The 19,049-nt window shown below is 46.3% G+C and carries 16 protein-coding genes; 13 read left to right on the top strand and 3 right to left on the bottom strand.

Annotated elements, in window-relative coordinates; translation table 11 throughout:
• The first annotated feature begins 155 nt into the window (after positions 1 to 155).
• Positions 156 to 1,142, top strand: coding sequence for an aldo/keto reductase (locus tag B0H99_RS03465; protein ID WP_106532239.1), 987 nt, complete (start codon positions 156 to 158; stop codon positions 1,140 to 1,142).
• A gap of 70 nt (positions 1,143 to 1,212) precedes the next feature.
• Here the strand turns inward: B0H99_RS03465 and B0H99_RS03460 are convergent, their stop codons facing one another.
• Positions 1,213 to 1,995 carry an SDR family oxidoreductase gene (locus B0H99_RS03460; protein WP_106532238.1) on the bottom strand — a complete coding sequence of 261 codons (783 nt, stop codon included), beginning with the start codon at positions 1,993 to 1,995 and terminating at the stop codon, positions 1,213 to 1,215.
• A 156-nt stretch (positions 1,996 to 2,151) separates the two neighbouring features.
• Here B0H99_RS03460 and B0H99_RS03455 point away from each other — a divergent pair, with 156 nt between their 5' ends.
• Positions 2,152 to 2,748, top strand: coding sequence for a TetR/AcrR family transcriptional regulator (locus B0H99_RS03455; protein ID WP_181313556.1), 597 nt, complete (start codon positions 2,152 to 2,154; stop codon positions 2,746 to 2,748).
• 86 nt (positions 2,749 to 2,834) lie between these two features.
• Here B0H99_RS03455 and B0H99_RS03450 read toward each other — a convergent pair whose 3' ends face one another.
• On the bottom strand, positions 2,835 to 3,833 hold the full coding sequence (locus B0H99_RS03450; protein WP_106532236.1) for a TRM11 family SAM-dependent methyltransferase: 999 nt from the start codon (positions 3,831 to 3,833) through the stop codon (positions 2,835 to 2,837).
• Positions 3,834 to 4,225: 392 nt separating this feature from the next.
• On the opposite strand from B0H99_RS03450, the gene B0H99_RS03445 reads away from it, so the two are divergent.
• From B0H99_RS03445 to rpoN, 8 genes are all read left to right on the top strand, one after another.
• Positions 4,226 to 4,495: a hypothetical protein gene (locus tag B0H99_RS03445; RefSeq protein ID WP_106532235.1), complete on the top strand. Its 270-nt coding sequence runs from the start codon at positions 4,226 to 4,228 to the stop codon at positions 4,493 to 4,495.
• Positions 4,496 to 4,498: 3 nt separating this feature from the next.
• The gene (locus tag B0H99_RS03440) at positions 4,499 to 6,148 is read left to right on the top strand and encodes a sodium:solute symporter family transporter (RefSeq protein ID WP_106532234.1); all 1,650 of its coding nucleotides are present in this window, start codon (positions 4,499 to 4,501) and stop codon (positions 6,146 to 6,148) included.
• A gap of 3 nt (positions 6,149 to 6,151) precedes the next feature.
• Entirely contained in the window at positions 6,152 to 6,718 is a 567-nt protein-coding gene (locus B0H99_RS03435) for a hypothetical protein (RefSeq protein WP_106532233.1), read from the top strand.
• Positions 6,719 to 6,748: 30 nt separating this feature from the next.
• Complete coding sequence (mbcS, locus tag B0H99_RS03430) at positions 6,749 to 8,323, top strand: acyl-CoA synthetase MbcS (protein WP_106532232.1); 1,575 nt, start codon at positions 6,749 to 6,751, stop codon at positions 8,321 to 8,323.
• A gap of 337 nt (positions 8,324 to 8,660) precedes the next feature.
• Positions 8,661 to 9,071 carry a GlcG/HbpS family heme-binding protein gene (locus tag B0H99_RS03425; RefSeq protein WP_106532231.1) on the top strand — a complete coding sequence of 137 codons (411 nt, stop codon included), beginning with the start codon at positions 8,661 to 8,663 and terminating at the stop codon, positions 9,069 to 9,071.
• Positions 9,072 to 9,346: 275 nt separating this feature from the next.
• On the top strand, positions 9,347 to 10,807 hold the full coding sequence (locus B0H99_RS03420; RefSeq protein WP_106532230.1) for an amidase family protein: 1,461 nt from the start codon (positions 9,347 to 9,349) through the stop codon (positions 10,805 to 10,807).
• A gap of 301 nt (positions 10,808 to 11,108) precedes the next feature.
• Entirely contained in the window at positions 11,109 to 11,888 is a 780-nt protein-coding gene (nadX, locus tag B0H99_RS03415) for an aspartate dehydrogenase (RefSeq protein WP_106532229.1), read from the top strand.
• A gap of 342 nt (positions 11,889 to 12,230) precedes the next feature.
• Positions 12,231 to 13,580, top strand: a complete 1,350-nt coding sequence (gene rpoN / locus B0H99_RS03410) for an RNA polymerase factor sigma-54 (protein WP_106532228.1) — start codon at positions 12,231 to 12,233, stop codon at positions 13,578 to 13,580.
• Positions 13,581 to 13,786: 206 nt separating this feature from the next.
• On the opposite strand, the gene B0H99_RS03405 is transcribed toward rpoN, so the two are convergent.
• Positions 13,787 to 14,680: a MerR family transcriptional regulator gene (locus B0H99_RS03405; protein ID WP_106532227.1), complete on the bottom strand. Its 894-nt coding sequence runs from the start codon at positions 14,678 to 14,680 to the stop codon at positions 13,787 to 13,789.
• A gap of 226 nt (positions 14,681 to 14,906) precedes the next feature.
• Between B0H99_RS03405 and B0H99_RS03400 the strand changes: the two genes are divergently transcribed.
• From B0H99_RS03400 to B0H99_RS03390, 3 genes are all read left to right on the top strand, one after another.
• Complete coding sequence (locus B0H99_RS03400; protein ID WP_106532226.1) at positions 14,907 to 16,427, top strand: phytoene desaturase family protein; 1,521 nt, start codon at positions 14,907 to 14,909, stop codon at positions 16,425 to 16,427.
• Between the two features lie 14 nt (positions 16,428 to 16,441).
• Positions 16,442 to 17,299 (top strand): phytoene/squalene synthase family protein, encoded by an 858-nt coding sequence (locus tag B0H99_RS03395; protein ID WP_106532225.1) that lies wholly within the window; start codon positions 16,442 to 16,444, stop codon positions 17,297 to 17,299.
• A 242-nt stretch (positions 17,300 to 17,541) separates the two neighbouring features.
• Positions 17,542 to 19,041 carry a phytoene desaturase family protein gene (locus B0H99_RS03390; RefSeq protein WP_106532224.1) on the top strand — a complete coding sequence of 500 codons (1,500 nt, stop codon included), beginning with the start codon at positions 17,542 to 17,544 and terminating at the stop codon, positions 19,039 to 19,041.
• The last annotated feature ends 8 nt before the right edge of the window (positions 19,042 to 19,049 follow it).

Below are 19,049 nucleotides of genomic sequence, written 5' to 3'. Positions count from 1 at the left end.
ATATAACCAGAGCTTGGTTTCTCGATAGTCATCGCGAGGAATCGGGCTTTTTTGATTTTGCCCCATTCCGCGTGCCGTCGTTTATCCAAAATCATAGCGGGTAGATAGTTGTTATGTGTTTTAGTTAAAACAACTTTCTAAAAGAGGTGTCCATTATGAAAAACGAAGTAACGGTAAAGAACAAGCTCGGCCTGGGAACTGCGCCGCTCGGCAATATGTTCCGGGACGTTCCGGAAGAAGAAGCGATGGAGACGATCCAGTCCGCGTGGAATGAAGGCATCCGGTATTTTGACACGGCGCCGTTTTATGGTGCAGGACTTGCCGAAATGCGGCTTGGTGAAATCTTGTCTTCCTATAATCGCGACGACTTTTTGCTGAGTTCGAAGGTCGGCCGGATTATTCTGGATGAAGAGGAAGAAAAAGAAGGGCTGTTTGAGTATGGCCGCAAGAATAAAATTCAGACGGATTATACGGAGGATGGCACGCTCAAATCGATTGATGACAGCTTGAAGCGTTTGAAAACGGACCGTTTGGATATGGTATTCGTACATGACCTCTCGCCGGACTTTTTGGGAGACGAGTGGATTACAAAATTCGATGAAGCACGCAAAGGTGCATTCAAAGTATTGGATCGGCTTCGGGATGAAGGTGTAATTCGAGCATGGGGGCTTGGTGTCAATACGACGATACCGATCGAAGTGGCGCTTGAGCTGGAAGAAGCACATCCAGATTTGAGCTTGTCTGCGACGCAATATACGCTGCTTCAGCATGAACGCGCGCTCGAGCGCATGATGCCATTGGCAGAGAAAAAAGACGGTGGACTTGTGATCGGCGGGGCATTCAACTCGGGTGCTTTGTTTGGCGGAGACTATTTCGATTACAAAGAAATCACTCCTGACATCCGAAAGAGAGTCGAGCGGTTTAGCGATGTCGCGAAAAATCACAGCGTGAACTTGAAAGATGCAGCGCTCCAGTTCTCGACCGCTCATCCAGCTGTAAAAGCGGTGGTGACGGGTTCGACAAGACCGGATCGCATCAAGGAAGATCTTGCGGCAATGAAGGCCACGATTCCAACTGCTTTTTGGGAAGAACTGGTAGAGCAGGGACTTGTTTCTCCTAAAGCGGTTTTGCCCGGGAAGTAAGAATTTAGTCGAAATAGCAGTATAAAGAAAAGAGGTTCCGGCTTGATTGCCGGAACCTCTTTTCTATTCCTTAATATTTGTAAGACTGCCCGCCATCAATTGGAATAACGGAAGCGTTGATGAACTTCGCAGCGTCCGATAGAAGGAATGTAACGAGGTTGCCGACTTCTTCCGGTTTGCCGAAGCGTTTCATCGGGTTGACGCTGACGAATTCCGTGCCGACTGCTTCCCAGTTGTCGCCGCCGATTTGGCGAAGAGAGCCTTCGACCATTGGAGTCATGATGGCGCCTGGTGCGATGGCGTTGATGCTGATGCCGAACTGGCCATATTCAACTCCGGAGTTGCGGGTCAGACCGACAACGCCGTGCTTGCTCGCTGCATAGCCGGATTGGTTGCCGACTCCGCGGATGCCGCCAACTGAAGCGGTGTTGACGATGGAACCGAAGCCTTGTTCTTTCATGACTTTAAGGACATGTTTCATGCCGTAGAAAACGCCGTTCAAGTTGACGTTGACCACTTTTTCAAACTCATCAGAGCCATAGTCTTCTGTCGGGTTCTGTTTGCCTTCGATGCCGGCGTTATTGAAGAAGCCATCAATTTTGCCGAATGTGTCGAGCGTGAATTGAACATAGTTTTTCACTTCTTCTTCATTTGTCACGTTTGCTGTGACAAGTTCAACCGAAGCTTCGGGAGCTGCAGCAAGAATTTCGTTTTTGCTTTCTTCCAGGCCGTCTTTGTTCATGTCGACAAGCACAAGTTTGCCGCCTTGTTTTGCGATGGAAAGCGCAGCAGCGCGGCCAAGACCGGAACCTCCGCCTGTGATGATGATTGCTTTATCCGTGTAATTAATCATCTTATAATCTCTCCTTTTAATTGGTGTGCTAAACTGGATTTAATGACCACATCTAGTGTAAGCCTTTGCAAAAAAGGGTTCAATCAGTAAAAAAAACGAGTTTGTTGAGTAATGCGACAGTTTCGTGAAAAGTGTCGACTTTGGAGGCAGTGGGATATGGAAGAGAAAAAGAAGAAGCTTTCGCCGCAAGCCGAACGGACAAAACGCCAGTTCAAAGGGGCGTTCACCGATCTGATCAATGAAAAAGGCTTCAGCCACGTGTCGGTAACAGATATCGTCCAGCGCGCGAAGTATAACCGGGCAACATTCTACCTTTATTATTTGGATAAACTACATCTGACAGAAGAGCTGAAAACAGAGATGTTCCAGCAAATCAAACGGACCAGTATGGAACGTTATGTGCCGGGCAAGGAGATTTCAACGCAATCGATGGATTCCGATTCTTTCGAACTGGTTGCGTTCATCTACGATAACCGCTCGTTTTTCAATCTTTACTTGAAGGAAGACACCATTCCAGGCCTGTACAAGGACTTGCCGCGTGCAATATTCGAACTTTTGGATGAGCAATTCACCTTCATACCAAATGGCGACCATGACATCAATTCCTCGCAGTTCAAGCTATACATGGCCCATGGGACGGCCGGACTGATCCTGGACTGGGCAGAGAAAGGGTACCAGAAGTCGCCGAGGGAAGTGGCTGGGGAATTGATCAGGATTTTACAGGCAATCGCTGCCGGGTTCCGGGTGGAGTAAAGACAAAACAGCCTTTCCTGATTTAAAGGGCTGTCTTGCATATAGAACAAAAAGCATCTTATCGAAACGATGCTTCACATGTTTTCTTAAATTTCCTGTAATTCCTCGATAAGCTTTGTCCGTTCATTTGTTCGCTCGCAAACCAGGATTTCCCGCAGGAACAATCCTTTTTTCGCGATGCAGCGGTCGGTGATGGTGAAGCCGGCTTGATCGATCATGTGGTCGATCGTTTCGATTGTCACGACAAGCAGCTTCTCCGTAAAAGGCTGTGCGTGTTTCAGGATTTCCTGCTGTTCCTCGGATGTTATGCGCGTATACAGGTTATAAGGCATGTCGATAATGGCCACATCGTATTGCTGGGTGATGTCGGCAATCGGCCCTGAATCGACTTGGCCCGTCAACCCGAAATGCGCGATGTTTTCCCGTGAACCCTCAACTACAAGCGGATTGATGTCCCGCCCGACAATGTCGATCCCCATCGACAGGGCCTCGACCAAAACCGTTCCGATGCCACAGCACGGATCAATGGCTTTGATTCCGGCAGGATAGGGGACTGCGATATTGGCGACAGCGCGTGCCACTCTCGTGCTCAGTGCTGTGGAATACTCCCGCGGTTTTTGTTGGTGCAGGAACCAGACAGACTCACTTTGCCGGGACGTGCCGAAATACCAGCGTCCGCCAAATGGAATCAATCCGAACGTGACGTCAGGATTGTGGACGTCTGCCCGGCCTGTGATAACTGCGCCAATTCGCCGTTCAATATCACGTTTTTCCAAGTAATCCACTTTATCCCCCAAAGCCAGCCCGTTGATCTTCGGGAAAATCACTTTAAATGTGGCACTGTCCATGTTGACCTCAGCCGCTTGCTCCAAAATACCGGATAGTTCCGCTGCTTCAAACAGCACTTCAAGCTGCTCCTTGATGAACGGGCTTCTGCTCGGATCGATGCCGCATTTGCTTTTTATGATCTTCTCTTCTGTGTCTCTGCCGAAAAATGCGCGCATCTCCAACTGGCACAGTTCTTTTTCATCCTCGTGATAAGCGTACGTATATATGAATTCGCCCGTTGGCGTTAATCGTTTCAATCCATCCCGTCCTTCTTTGCACGCATTATCCGTGCTGCATTTATCAAGTATACCAATAACTCCAGAAAGTTATGTTCTTGGGTTTATAAAATTGCTTTCTCGGTTGTATAGGGTGAAGCAAACTTGAATATCTTTTTGTAAAAGATTGATCCGATTTAATTATCCTTCTTGTTCGCGCAATATTATGGGAGAAAAAAGAGGCTTAACGCACCCCTTCTAATTGTTAGAATGTTTAAACTTTTTATTGACCTTAATAAATGGAAGCGGTTACAATTATTACAATGCTCGAGAATCTACTTGGGAGAAAAGGGGGTGGAGAATGACTGAGCAGTCACTCAGTTTTGAAACGGTTGATAGCAATCCATAACCTAGCTGAAAAGGGGAGATCATTCATGAAGGCGTACAAGAAAGAAGTGCAGTTCACGATTTGGATGACCTTGGCATTTGTTCTTGTTGGAAACGTGGCATTGATTTTTTCAATTTTTCCTACAGATGCCATGTTATTCGGATTCCCGGCAATGTATATCGTGCCGATTCTGATGGGATGGTTCGGCGTTTTCCTCCTGACCATCATCGCAGGTAAAATCGGAAACAAAATTGATGACGAAATTGACAGCGAGAATAGTGTAGATGCAGAATCTGACAAGGCGAGAGGAGTGTAGTCGATGGATGGACAAAGCTGGAAGATGGAGAATCCGGTTCTTGGATTGGTTGTTGTTGCGTTAACGTTCGTCTTATTTTATATAGTCGGATATATATCGAACCGAAAAAGTTCATCGGCAAAAGATTTGTACGTTGGTGGATCAAACGTAGGAGCTATAACGAATGGCCTTGCGATGGCTGCGACTTATATGAGTCTGGCCACTTTCTTAGGCATCACCGCACTTATTTTACGATTGCAAGTTCCTTTCATCATGTTATGGATTCAATTGATCTTGGCGATCCCATTGATCACCATCATTTACGGTACGAGCTTGCGGCGGATGGGCGCATTTTCTCCAACGCATTTTATCCGCGACCGCTACGGCACGACAGCTTCCATTATCGCTGCTTTGTTCATGATTTTGGTTTCGGTCATGTACGCATTGGGGCAGATGATCGGAATCGCTGTCACGTTTGAAACGTTATTGGGCATTCCTTACATAACGGGCCTTTTTGTTTTCGGCCTGATTATTGTCGGTTATATCACCATCGGGGGAATGGCGGGCGCAACGAACAATGCGGCCATTCAAATGGTGATTATCGCCTTGATGTTCATTCTTCCGTTAGGGGCTATTATGAAAGCGGTCGGCGCGGAAGGCTGGTATTTCCCGCCATTGCTTTATGCCGACATGGTTCCGACTATGCTGGAATCCTTGCCGACATTCTTTGATTACCAATTTCCACCGAAATGGTATTTCTCACTGATCCCGGCTCTGACCATCGGAGCGCTCGGGCTGCCTCATTTGGCCATGCGTGTTTATACCTCTTCCTCATTGAAAAGTGCCCGTTCGGCTATGGTATGGTTCGCTTTCATACTGGGGCTCGTGTTTTCCGCAACTTACGCAATGGGCTTTGTCGGTGTATACGCAACGGCTACGCAAGGCTTAGTTATTTCTGATACCGATGCGGACAAATTAACGATTATTTTAAATTTGGTTTATAACCCGGAGTGGGTGACGGCACTTGTTATTGCTGGAGCGATTTCAGCAGGTTTATCCACATTAAGCGGCAACTTGCTGGCGATCGGTGCACTGATTTCTCAGGATGTTATTGCGACACTAAAGCCGAATATCCCTCAAAAAGTGAATTTGCGAATTGGCTATATCGCTATCTTCCTAGGGGGACTGGTAAGTATCCTGTTAGCCATTGAACCTCCCGCGTTTTTGGTTGTCAGTATTTTATGGGCTTTCGGATTAGCGGGGGTCACCAATGCACCGCTTATCATTGTAGGTGTCTGGTGGAAAGAAGCCAATAAATATGGAGCGATTGCCGCATCTGCCGTCGGAGGAATTCTTTACATTATCGTCTCGCCGTTTGTTTTCCCGAACATTGTGCTGACAGGGCATGGCGTGACGGATGGGATGGGATTGTCGGGGGCAATGCTGGCAGTACCGGTCAGCTTCATTTTATTGATTGTCGTCTCCTATATCACGAACCGGATGCCGGCATTATCCAGTAAATTGACTAGGCAGCGGGATGATGAACTGATTGAACGCATCCATGGCTGGAACGACGTGAAATCCTACCGTTATAACAGCACGCTCGGCGCTGGCATCACAGTCGCTTTATCGCTAGGCGTCGCTATTTGGGCATTGATGCCTTGGGGGATTTAAACCATGAAAAAAGGAGTGTTAAAAATGGTCGGGAAAATGATTGCGTTGGACGAACCATCTTTTCGTTCATTTTTGGACTCGCCAAAAACGGAAGGGGCGAGCAATCTTCTTTTGCTCGCCACAGGAGTAGGCTACGGCGCAATTTCTATTGCGTCCAATGCCTCGTACATACTAAGTTTTGATTCGACTTTACTTAAAGTCTTTATCATTCCGCTGGTTTTCCTTTTCTTCGGTTTGTTAATGGCATTTGTCACGAAAATCGGATTAGCGTTATTGCTGTGGGCCGGTGCCAAAGGGCTTGGCGGGACCGGGCAGCTGCGGGCTATCAATCTGGCTGTACCTGCAGCGCTTATTCCGGGTCTGCTTGCCGTGCCTTACCTGGCTGGAGCCGGCAAAGAAAACGGCTTTGTTCTTTTGCTTCTATTGGGTGGGGTTGTCTGGATGTATTTAGTGAGTGCGCGAATCATTCAGGCTACCCAAAATTTCACAACGAAAAAATCTTACTTTGCCGCTTTTTTATCTTTTCTTTTTTTAGCAAGCGTATACTACTTGATCACACCCACGGGATGACTATACAAAAATGACTAGAGGAGTGAGCAGATGGATTTCCAGCACTTGATTGCACCAGAACAATACAACATCTCATCTGAGTTGGAAAAATACCGGAACGATAGCGATCGATTGGCAATCCGCTGGTTCAATGCGGAAGGCGATCGGCAAGAGCTGTCATACCAGCAGTTGATCGAAAAAACCAATCAATCTGCCCAAGCCTTATTAAAATTAGGGCTCCAAAAAGGCGATAAATTGATGATCATCCTGCCGCGCATTCCAGAAGCTTATATCACTTATCTGGCTTGCTTGCGCGCTGGAATTGTCGCGATTCCTTGTTCGGAAATGCTCCGCCAAAAAGATCTGCTTTACCGGATGGAACATTCCGGTGCTAAAGGCATCGTCGCTCATTACAGGGCGACTGCTGAGACCAATAAGATTGACGTGGAAGTGGAAGCGCTGAAAAACAAGCTGATTGTCGGAGGGAAAGAGGAAGGCTGGCAGTCTTTCGAAGAATTGGCTCTAGTGGAAACGACGGATTTTGAAGCGGTTCCGACGCATCGTGAGGATATGGCGTTTTTATCCTATACTTCCGGAACGACAGGGAACCCAAAAGGGGTTGTCCACGTTCATGGCTGGGGTTATGCGCATGTTCGGACAGCGGCTACCGAATGGCTGGGTGTGAGAAGCGGCGATGTGGTTTGGGCCACGGCTGCTCCTGGCTGGCAAAAATGGCTATGGAGCCCGTTCTTGTCCACAATTACGCTTGGAGCTACGGCATTGGTTTATAACGGTCCGTTTGATGCTAGGGAGTATTTGGATATTCTTGAGAAGGAGCAAGTCAATGTATTATGCTGTACACCGACTGAGTACCGGATCATGGCGAAAGTGGAAAATCTGAATGATTATCAATTGCCGCATTTGAGAAGCGCAGTTTCTGCCGGAGAACCTTTGAACAGGCAAGTAATCGAAGCCTTTCAAGAGGCTTTTCAGATCAATGTTCGTGATGGCTATGGCCAGACCGAAAATACTCTGTTAGTCGGCACACTTCAAGACATGGAACTAAAGCCGGGATCGATGGGCAGGCCAACTCCGGGAAATCCGGTCGAAGTGATCAATGAAAACGGAGAACCGACAGCTGTCGGGGAAGTGGGCGATATTGCGGTCCACCGGAGCTGTCCGGCATTATTCAAAGAATATTACATGGATCCCGAACGGACGAGCGCATCTTATCGTGGAGACTGGTATTTGACAGGGGATCAAGCTTCAAGAGACGAAGATGATTATTTCTGGTTCGAAGGAAGAAGTGACGACATTATTATCAGTTCCGGTTATACGATTGGGCCGTTTGAAGTGGAAGATGCTTTGATGAAGCATCCGGCAATCCAGGAATGTGCGGTCGTCGGGGTGCCGGATGAAATTCGCGGCACTGTCGTTAAAGCGTTCGTTGTCCTCCGGGAATCAGTAGATGCTTCCAATACTGATGCGTTGACAAAAGAGCTGCAAGATCACGCAAAAACGATCACAGCTCCTTACAAATATCCGCGCATTATCGAGTATCTCGAAGAATTGCCAAAAACCACTTCCGGGAAGATTCGGCGTGTGGAATTGCGAAAGCTCGGATAAAGTTTTCTTCCTGATAGATAACGTTCTACCGATAGCCCCCAAACCGCTTCGAGCGGTTCGGGGGCTTTTATGGTTCATATATGTTGTGAAAGTGGAAAAGATTTCAGTCTGTGCAATGTATCCTGTGAATAATGCCAGAGGCTTTAAAGGAATCTAAGGCCCCGCAAGCGTTCGCTCTCTCAACTCCTCCTGCTTCTACTATGAAATGCCTACTCCGAGCAGTCTTTAGAACGGTTTTATCAGGAGTGGCCTCTGTAAACTGTATGAATATTCCGGCTATGTTAGACTGGCAAAGAAACAATTACTGCCAAACCGATTGCATAAAAGGAGCGATATTATGGAAAAAATCACATTGGAAACAGCGAAGAAACTGATTGATGCAGCAGAACAGGAAGCGAAGAATCTGGGGGTTGCCATGGTGATTTCCGTTGTCGATGACGGCGGGAATATGATAGCGGTCCATCGAATGGACGATGCCTGGCTGGCAAGTGTCGACATTGCACAAAACAAAGCCTGGACGTCTGTTGCCTTGAAAATGCCGACGGCCGGACTTGCATCAGCAACGGTGGCGAATGCAGAACTGTATGGCCTGAACACGACCAATGGTGGGCGTATTGTAGTGTTCGGCGGCGGAATTCCGCTCACGAAAGACGGCAAAGTCGTCGGTGCCGTCGGCGCTAGTGGAAGCAGTGTCGAGCACGACGTTAAAGTTTCAGAAGCGGCTGTCAGAGCGTTTGAAGAACTATAAGAAGCAATGAAAAACCATTAGAAAAAGTACGTTAAGAATATTTTTTACAATGCTGTTTGCTTTTTCTTGAATGGAATTATTAGAACAATAATAAGAGGGTCCACTTGGGTGTTCACTAAGTGGGCTTTTTTATTGTGGGGAACAAAAAAATTTTAATTCCCGTTCAAGCCTCTTGCTTTTGCGCTCCGTGTTTATCGCATTGCCTCCTAGGGAAGCGAGACAGTATAGCAGTTATTGGGCGTCTGTGGGATTTTGATAGGAAGAGGAGGGAATATATGCATCTAGATAGATTGAAAGAGTATCGGCTTGAAAAACTGGATGATCTAACAATAGCGGAACTGCAGAAAGAGATGGAAGACGGGGTGCTGACTTCCGAAGAACTCGTTTTGATGTTCCATGAAAACATAAGCGAACGAGACAAAGGCATCAATTCCATCATTGAAGTCAATCCAGATGCGTTGATCATTGCCCAGGCATTGGATATGGAAAGAAAAATCTCCGGGCCGCGCTCGGTTTTGCACGGCATTCCGATTTTATTGAAAGATAATATCGGCACGGGGGATAAAATGCACACCAGTGCCGGATCATATGCGCTGAAGGATTATTATGCGGAGAAAGATGCGGTTGTCGCGGCAAAACTGCGAAAAGCGGGAGCGGTGCTGCTGGGGAAAACCCACATGACAGAATGGGCGGATATGATGTCGGAGGATATGCCGGATAATTATTGTTCGCGCTCGGGCCATATCAACCACCCTTTCGGTGATTTTTATATCGGTGGATCAAGTTCCGGAAGCGCAGCGGCGATTGCCATGAGTTTGGCGGCAGCTTCCATCGGTACAGAAACTTCTGGCTCCATCATTAATCCCTCTGACGAAAATAGCCTTGTAGGAATCAAACCGACGCTCGGGTTGACGAGCCGAAGCGGCATTATTCCATTGGCGGCGTCACAGGACATTGCCGGGCCAATGGCGAGAAACGTCACGGATGCGGTAACGGTTTTTTCAGCCATAATCGGCTGGGACGCTGAAGATGAAATTACAGTCGGCGCCAAGCCTTATGAGTCCTATGACTGGCTGGCGCATTTAAAGAAAGACGGCTTGCAGGGCGTGCGCCTTGCAGTGCCCCGCCATTTATTTGAAGAAAGCATCACGGCCAATGAACTGGACCTGTTCAACGAAGCGTTGGATGTGCTCCGCTCAGCGGGAGCTGAACTGATCGACCCTGTCGACATCGGCGTAACGGAAGAAGAAGTGGGGGATGAAGTCCAGTATTTCGAGTTCAAGCCGAATATCAACGAATATCTGGGCAAGTCGCATCCCAGCAACCCGATCCGCTCACTGGATGACCTTATTGCTTTTCATAATAAGCATCCCGAGAAAATGCTGCGGTATGGGCAAAGCAAATTGGAAAAATCCAATGCAACATCCGGACGCCTTAATGAACCGGAGTATGTAGAGGCGCTGAAGAGAAAAAGGCTGCTGGCAGGCGAACGGGGAATCATGTCTACGCTAGAGGAGTTGAAGGCTTCCGCTTTTGTGCTGCCGAAGGATTTTGGCGGTAGTGTTGGTGCAACTGCAGGGATGCCGCTCATTACGGTGCCGTACAGTTTCGAGGAGGAAAACGGACCGTTCGGAATCACGTTCATGGGTCCGGCATTCAGTGACCCCGCCTTGATTGAATTCGCGTATGCGTTTGAGCAGGCGACAGACGGAAGAGTCAAACCGTCTTACAAATGACTGCTTACTGTAAAAAGAACGATTTAGTTATGGACCGCAATCGCATAAAGAAAACGCCATCTTAAATGAAATCACCGATTTCAAAGGTGGCGTTTTTATCGTTATGGATAAAGGCAGAATACATGCCACAGCAAGAGCTTGAGAACAGTTAGGAACCACTGGAAAATGTATAATAGAGTAAAATCAGTTTTGGAAAATTCATTCCTGAAAATAAAAGACTTTAAAAAAACTCAAGGAGTATCACTTCTAAGCGAAGTGGAATTCCAGGCTGTTTTTATCTACACCGTGAGGAGGGGCAATCATGAACATCGGGATTATCGGAACAGGCAATATCGCGACGTACTTGCTCGAGCAAACCAACATCAACCATAAGGCCAACGGAAGAATCACAGCCATTTTCGGACGCAACCAGGAAGCGGGCCAGCGGTTGAGTGAACAGTTTGAGGCTGATTTTTACACGGAGCTTCAAGGGTTTTTGGACTTGCCACTCGACATCGTCGTAGAGGCATCCACTGTGGAAGCGGCGGGTATTTATCTGAAAGATGTGGTGACCCATAAAAAAGACCTTATTGTCAGCAGTGTTGGAGTTTTTAAAGATGCTGCGTTCCTGGACGAAATTAAAGGGTTGGCAGAGTCTGCAGGGACACATGTTTTCCTGCCATCCGGTGCAATCGGTGGATTGGACGTCTTGCAATCGGCGAAAGCAGCTGGGGGATTGAAGAGGGTCCAGATCACGACACGGAAATCACCTGCATCTCTCGGAATGGAATCGGACGAAGAGGAAGTGCTATTCGAAGGTTCCGCTTATGACGCCGTCGAAAAATTCCCGAAGAATGTCAATGTGGCGTTGGTGCTCGCACTTGCGGGAATCGGCGTCAAGCAAACGAAAGTGCGCGTCATCGTCGATCCGGCCATTGAACAGAATACCCACACCATCGAAGCGGAAGGGGATTTCGGGCGGATGCAGCTGCAAGTCGAAAACCATCCGATGCCAAGCAACCCGAAGACCAGCCTTCTTGCTGCACTAAGTATTTTGGCAGTGCTGCAAAACAAAGGTCAGGCGTTGAGGATCGGAAACTGAGGCCTCGGTCTGGATGCCAAAAGCTAATTCAAGCAAGAGTAGAATACCGGAATGCAGGTGCAAAAGTTGTGGTAACAATATATGAAGAAAACTGCAGAGATTTTGGCCAGATAGCATAGCTTATGTTGCAGATTATTAAACGTTAAAAATAATGTCAAGCTACCTAACAGAGCTTCATGCAGATAAACAAGAAACAGACAATCCTTTTGCGGATTGTCTTTTTTTCACCGTAAAGATTCCAGGCTACGAACTAAATAAAACTCATATTTAATAAATCGCGGTAAATATCACTGATTTATATTATTATAAAATTATTAATATTTAAAAAAGGCGGTGAAGTTCATGCAGCTAGAAGTCAATATCAAACAGAACTTAACGTTAAAGATAACGCAGGAAATGCAACAATCGCTGCAGGTTCTTCAAATGTCGGCAGTGGAATTGCAAGCAAGTTTAGCAGAGAAAGTTGCGGAAAATCCGTTATTGAATATTGAATACCAAGATCATCACGTTGACTTTAAACGAATAGAGAAGATGGCCCTTTTGAAAAACCATTCCGGTTCGGCCGCTTCGGTTAAACATATAAGCGAAGATTATCTGCATACAAAAAGACCCGTCAACCTGGAAGTTGAAGATATAGAAAAACATTTAGTCGAACAAATTCCTTCTAATACTAATTTAAGCGCTATAGAAAAAAAGATTCTACTTTTCTATATTAAAAACTTAAATGAATCAGGGTATTTAGAGGTTTCGTTAGAGACTGCAGCAGACAAGTTTGATGTGCCGATCGAGGCAGCGGAAAAAGTGCTGGGGCTGCTCCACACATTCGAACCGGCTGGCATCGGCGCAAGAAACTTGAAAGAATGCTTGTTGATCCAAATAGCAGAAACCTATTCGGAATCCTGTTTGCCTTATCTGATTGTTGAACGCCATCTCGATGAGTTGGCTCAGGGGAGCTTAAGAAAAATTGCGGGCCTTTATAAGCTGCCAAAAGAAGAGGTTCAATCAGCTGTCGATTTTATTCGGTCGCTTAAACCAAAACCGCTCCAAGAGACAACCCGTAGCGCCGTGGAATATGTGATTCCCGATATCATTGCCGATAAAGTAGGCGGCGAGTGGGTTGTAAGTGTGAACAGGAAGCATTTGCCTGCTATATCGATCAATGAGCATTATACACATATGATGAAAGAATGCGATGGAGTGACAAAAGAATATTTAAAAGCGAATTTAAAAGACGCTAGCATTTTAATCCAGGGATTGGAACAAAGAGATCAAACGCTTTATCGGCTCGCGAGATTGCTTGTAGAAGTACAGGCAGATTTTTTTGAAAAAGGACTAATGGCTTTAAAGCCGATGCGCTTAAAAGATGCGGCGGAGCTTTTGGAAGTTCATGAGTCTACCATCAGCAGAGCGGTGAACAGCAAATATATCCAAACGCCTTTTGGCGTATTCAAGTTGCAGATGCTTTTCGCTAAAGGCTTCTTGAATACTGAGGGGAAAATAGAATCCACTTCCCAAATCAAAACGAGAATAAAAGAGCTTATCGAGTCGGAAGATAGCAGCAAACCTTATTCCGACCAAAAACTGGCTGCTATATTGAAGGGGGAAAATGTCCAGATCTCCCGAAGAACGGTAGCAAAATACAGAGAAGAGCTGCTGATCAGCAGTTCAGCGAAGAGGGTCCGCTACAGTTAAGGCGAACCATGTGAAAGAGACCAAACAAAAAGAAGGTGAAAGTATCGGGAGAATAACTATCGATCTTTTACCTTCTTTTTATTGTGAAAGCATCAATCTTGTTTCGTAAGGTTATGGAAGACATTCAATTGTTCATGAACCGCTGCAACTTGCTGTTTGTATATTCTTCACTGATTTTAGCATGCCGTAAACAACTGGAATAAACATCAGCTATTTCCGTAGTCCTCATCAAAAACATCCCCCAAAGAATAAGCGACCTGAATCCTTTTCGGCTTCAAAAAAATCTCGTAGGCGTAAACGCCGTGCCCCCCTATAAAAAACTCCGTCGAAGGATTTTTTTCTGCAATTCTTTCCAACTGCTCAAATAGCTGGGGATTCCGTTCGAACGGAAGAGAAGTCGTTGCCGATAAAAAGAGTTTCTGCGGTTTTATCCGCTGTACAAGAGCCTCAATAGATGACAGCTTCGGAGAAGGGCCGGCAGCAATCGTTTGCCATCCATGCATCATTGCTTGCAGCAGAAGGATGTGCAATGGGATTTCATGTGTTTCGTGCGGCAGGCAGCATCCGAGGATAAGCGGTGCTCCTTCAGGCAGATCGAAGTTTCTGCGGATTTGCACCAGGAAATCGCGTATGACCAGACTCGTGATGGTTTCCTGGCTTTCGTCCCATGCCCCGCTTGCCCATAGTTCTCCGATTTCCTGCATCAACGGCTGGATGGTGGCACTTAGAAACTTTTCCAATCCGTACCGGTGGTGCCCGTGTTTCAGTAAGAGCAGAAGCCCGGCTTCATCGTAAACAGAACCTTTATCTAAAAGTGCAAGCACTTCTTCGCTAACGGGTGCTTTAGGAAGAGGTTTTGAAGATTGCTGCGAATACAGTGCATGCAGTGCTTCTTTCATCGAGTGGCCTTGATCCCGTAATCTGCAGATAGTCAACAATGTTTCAACGTCGTCGAGCGTGTATAACCTATAACCGTTTTCATGCCTTTTTGGACAGACTAACCCATAACGCTCTTCCCATTTGCGGATAACTTGCCGTGACAAACCGGTTAACTTAGACACTTCTTTTACAAGGAGACCGTGTTCTGGATTTGTTTTCATTGGGCCGGGCCTCTTTCCTCGATGAAATCCTAGTTTTTTTAATTCTATTACCTTATACTAACGATATATAAACATTGTACAAATATTATGCACTGAATGTTTCAAACCTCGTTTGAAGGGAATAAAAAGAACTATTACAGGCATTCAATCTTTGATTGTCCAATGTTAGGCCGAAACGTTATACAGTTAAAGTGTTTAACTAAAAGAAAGAATTGAGGAGATTCCTTTGAAAAAGAGTGTTAGTGTTATCGGGGCTGGAGTAGCTGGGCTTGCAAGCGCTTGCCGCTTGCAGAAAGCAGGATATGAAGTCACATTATATGAAAAAGAAGCGATGGCCGGCGGGAAAATGCACAGGATTCAACAAGATGGTTACCAGTTCGACTTAGGCCCGACTATTGTCATGATGCCCGAACTGTATCGGGAAGTTTTTGAAGTGTGCGGCGTTAACCCGGACGACTATATCCCGATGGAGCGTCTGGATCCTATGTACAGCGTGTTTTTCGAAGGCTCTCCAGATGACCATTACCAAATCAGTTCAGACTTGATCAAGCTGACAAAAACGCTTGAGTCATTCGGGGAAGAAGATACACAAGGATTCTTAAAATATATACAAGAAATTTACAGCCGTTTCACGGTCGCAAAAGAACACTTTCTTCAAAAACCTTTCCGCAAACCCACGGACTTCTACAATCCGACGGTGCTGCGCCAAGGACTGAAGCTTAAGACGTTCGACAATGCGGATTCCTTCATCAGCAAGTACATCAAAAACGAACGCCTCAAACAGATGATCAGTTTCCAAACTTTATATATCGGTGTTTCTCCTTACAGCGGTCCCTCTCTTTATACGATGATCCCGATGATCGAATTCCTTTATGGGGTATGGTTCATCAAAGGCGGCATGTATACGTTAGCTAACTCGCTTGAACGATTATTTTTGGAATTGGGCGGCACGGTTCATTACAATTCGCCGGTGGATGAGATTGTGATCGAAAACGGACAGGCGACAGGCATCCGTGTGAATGGCGAATATGTTCCGTCGGACTTTGTCATGTGCAATGCCGATTTTCCATATGCGATGAAAAACCTGGTCACTGAACCCAAAGCAAAAGGAAAATATACCGATAAGAAAATCGACAGCATGAAATATTCATGTTCTTGCTTCCTGATGTATCTCGGTATGGACAAAAAATACGAGGAAGTGCCAAATGCGCACAACTTCATCTTCAATGAAGAACTGGAGCAGAATTTGAACGACATCTTTTCAGGGAAACGCCTCGACACAGCATCGTTTTATGTTTATATTGGTTCTAAGCTGGACGCGAGCTTGGCACCTGAAGGAAAAGATGGACTTTATGTCCTGGTTCCGGTGTCTGATAAATCGTGTTCACAATATGAATGGAACGATGAAACAATCAAGCATTACCGCGACAACATTTTAGACGCATTAGAGAAAATCAAAGGCTTTGAAAATGTGAAACAGGAGATCGTTTCTGAATCGTATATGACGCCGCCGGACTTTGAACGCCGCTTCAATGCCTATAATGGTGCGACTTTCGGTCTTCAGCCGACCCTTGCACAAAGCAATCACATGCGTCCGCAAAGTAAAGCCACGCATTGCGAAAACCTTTACTTTACAGGAAGCAGCACACATCCTGGGGCCGGTGTTCCGATCGTCTTGTTGTCCGCCCGAATTGCAACGGAAGAGCTATTGCATGATGACAAAGGAATCCTATTCCACACCCGCTGAAAGGGGAGCTTTCTATGACTGCTCAATTGTCTGTCCAAGAAGACTTTGCGTTTTGCGAACAGATCATTAAACGACATTCAAAAAGTTTTTACTACGCCTTTTCAAAACTGCCTGAGGAAAAAGCCCGAGCGGTCTATGCTATTTATGCTTTTTGCCGGACAGCGGATGACAGTGTTGATGAAAATCGCGGAAATGCCGCCCAGCTGCTGGCTTTGGACAAATTGACAGCTGAACTCGACCGGTTTGCTCAAAGAGAGGAAATCGATCATCCATTGTGGCGCGCATTGCGCATTGTCTTCAACACCTACGAAATGGACCTTGATCCATTTTACGATCAGATTAAAGGGCAGCGGATGGACATCTCTTTTTCCACTCCGAAAACGCTGGAGGATGTTGAAACCTACAGTTATTACGTGGCCGGCTCAGTCGGCCGCATGCTGTTGCCCATCATCGCCTCAGATTCGAAAGTGGACTGCACAGATGCCGCTGTCAGTCTGGGCATTGCCATGCAATTGACGAATATTCTGCGGGATGTAGGAGAAGACTATCGTGAAAAAGGAAGAATTTATCTTCCTGCCGCGGAACTCCAGAAAAACGGATACCGTGTTGATCAACTGGCAAACTCCGAGATTAACGAGGGTTTTGTGGAAGTTTGGGAAGGGATGGCTAAGCGCGCTGAAAAGCTGTATGCCGAATTTCTTGACTGCATATCAAACTTCGACAGGGACAGCCGGCTTCCCGTTCAAGTTTCTGCACAAGTTTACCGGGGAATTTTGGATAGCGTCCGCCAAAACAACTATGATTGTTTTGCGCGGAAAAACTTTGTGACCAAACAGGAAATGATCCGGATACTGACTAACTCGGTCAGATAAAGTGAATATGAAGTTGCACTTGTCGATATTCCGCAAAATAGCTCCGCTTGCCAGGGGAGTTTCTACTGTATTGCTTCATATCTTTTAGTGAACTTAGAGCAAAATAGTGCTCCGTGTTTCAAAGCTGTCATAGCAAGGCAAAGCACATAGGTTTCTTAGAGCGGCTTGTGCAATAGCATCCACCCACTATAGTGATTTAAACAAAATTGAAGAAAAAATTTGGAAAGAAGGACGGTACATGTATGGCGAATCCTAAAAAATCCGTACTCGTTATTGGAGGAGGACTGGGTGGCTTGTCGGCCGCTATTTCCCTCGCGCAAAACGGATACGCTGTTTCTTTATATGAAAAGAACGCACATGTGGGCGGGAAACTAAACCGCCTTGAACAGGATGGTTTCGGTTTTGACCTCGGGCCGTCCATTTTAACGATGCCGCATATTTTTGAAAGATTATTCCGTGGCAGTGGGAAACGGATGGCTGATTATGTACCGATGAAGCGGCTTAATCGCGAGTGGCGCTCTTTCTTTCCGGATGGCACGGTATTGGATCTGTATGGAGATCTTCAGTTGATGGAACAAAGAAATCCTTCGCTTACCCGCAAAGATATTAAAGAGTATTATTCGTTTTTGAAATACGCGAAGCGGCTCTATGATACAACAGAAGCCGGCTATTTCGAAAAAGGGTTTGATTCGACGAAAGAAGTGATCATGAAGCAAGGCATCATTTCATCGTTGAAAGGATTTGATTTGGGTTCCACCATGCACGGTGCCATTTCCAAACGCATCGGTAACCCGCATCTGCGCGATATGCTATCTTATTTCGTCAAATATGTCGGTTCTTCTCCTTATAACGCACCTGCCGTTCTCAATATGATGATTTACATGCAGCATGTCCAAGGCTGCTGGTATGTGCCGGGCGGTATGCATAAACTGGCAGAAGGGTTGACAAGGCTGGCAAAAGAAGCCGGAGTCCAAATCCATACCAGCCTCGGTGTGATGCAAGTCCATACGAGTAAGGACCGCCATATCATGGGGATCGAACTTGAAGATGGTTCGGTGAAGACAGCCGATTATTACGTATCGAATATGGAAGTGATTCCGTTCTACAAAAAGATGGTGGCAGCAGATCCCAAGTTTGTCCAAAAGCTGGAAAAGAAATTTGAACCTTCGAGTTCCGGTCTGGTTTTGCATCTGGGCGTGAAAAAAGAATATCCGTTTCTCAACCACCACAATTTCTTCTTTTCGGAAAATCTGCACGAACAAATGGAGAAAGTGTTCAAAAAGCACGAGCTGCCGGATGATCCCACCATCTACGTTGTCAATACCAATAAAACCGATCCATCACAAGCCCCTCCTGGACACGAAAACTTAAAAATCCTGCCGCATATTCCGTATATACAAGACAAGCCGTTTACAGCCGATGACTATTTGAAATTCGAAGAAACGGTTCTCAGAAAGCTGGAACGCATGGGGCTGCATGGATTGCGGGACAACATTGTAACGCGTGATGTCTGGACGCCTCACGATATTGAGCGCACTTACGGATCCCACCGGGGCGCTATTTACGGTACGGTTTCCAACAAAAAGACTAATAAAGGCTTCAAAAACCAAAAACAGAGTGAGCTTTATGACAATCTTTATTTTGTCGGCGGCACTGTCAACCCTGGCGGCGGAATGCCAATGGTGACACTGAGCGGACAGCAAGTGAGTGAAAAAATCGTAAAGCGCGATAAGGCGAAATAAGCTGCTTG

Source organism: Planomicrobium soli (genome assembly GCF_003014655.1).
Classification (GTDB): Bacteria; Bacillota; Bacilli; order Bacillales_A; family Planococcaceae; genus Planococcus; species Planococcus soli_B.
This window is presented reverse-complemented; position numbering and strand designations above follow the sequence as displayed.

Bases quoted from the DNA above. Each gene is read 5' to 3' on its own strand.
- B0H99_RS03465 (WP_106532239.1), top strand. From the start codon at position 156: ATGAAAAACGAAGTAACGGTAAAGAACAAGCTCGGCCTGGGAACTGCG.
- B0H99_RS03460 (WP_106532238.1), bottom strand. From the start codon at position 1,995: ATGATTAATTACACGGATAAAGCAATCATCATCACAGGCGGAGGTTCC.
- B0H99_RS03455 (WP_181313556.1), top strand. From the start codon at position 2,152: ATGGAAGAGAAAAAGAAGAAGCTTTCGCCGCAAGCCGAACGGACAAAA.
- B0H99_RS03445 (WP_106532235.1), top strand. From the start codon at position 4,226: ATGAAGGCGTACAAGAAAGAAGTGCAGTTCACGATTTGGATGACCTTG.
- B0H99_RS03440 (WP_106532234.1), top strand. From the start codon at position 4,499: ATGGATGGACAAAGCTGGAAGATGGAGAATCCGGTTCTTGGATTGGTT.
- B0H99_RS03435 (WP_106532233.1), top strand. From the start codon at position 6,152: ATGAAAAAAGGAGTGTTAAAAATGGTCGGGAAAATGATTGCGTTGGAC.
- mbcS (WP_106532232.1), top strand. From the start codon at position 6,749: ATGGATTTCCAGCACTTGATTGCACCAGAACAATACAACATCTCATCT.
- B0H99_RS03425 (WP_106532231.1), top strand. From the start codon at position 8,661: ATGGAAAAAATCACATTGGAAACAGCGAAGAAACTGATTGATGCAGCA.
- B0H99_RS03420 (WP_106532230.1), top strand. From the start codon at position 9,347: ATGCATCTAGATAGATTGAAAGAGTATCGGCTTGAAAAACTGGATGAT.
- nadX (WP_106532229.1), top strand. From the start codon at position 11,109: ATGAACATCGGGATTATCGGAACAGGCAATATCGCGACGTACTTGCTC.
- rpoN (WP_106532228.1), top strand. From the start codon at position 12,231: ATGCAGCTAGAAGTCAATATCAAACAGAACTTAACGTTAAAGATAACG.
- B0H99_RS03405 (WP_106532227.1), bottom strand. From the start codon at position 14,680: ATGAAAACAAATCCAGAACACGGTCTCCTTGTAAAAGAAGTGTCTAAG.
- B0H99_RS03395 (WP_106532225.1), top strand. From the start codon at position 16,442: ATGACTGCTCAATTGTCTGTCCAAGAAGACTTTGCGTTTTGCGAACAG.
- B0H99_RS03390 (WP_106532224.1), top strand. From the start codon at position 17,542: ATGGCGAATCCTAAAAAATCCGTACTCGTTATTGGAGGAGGACTGGGT.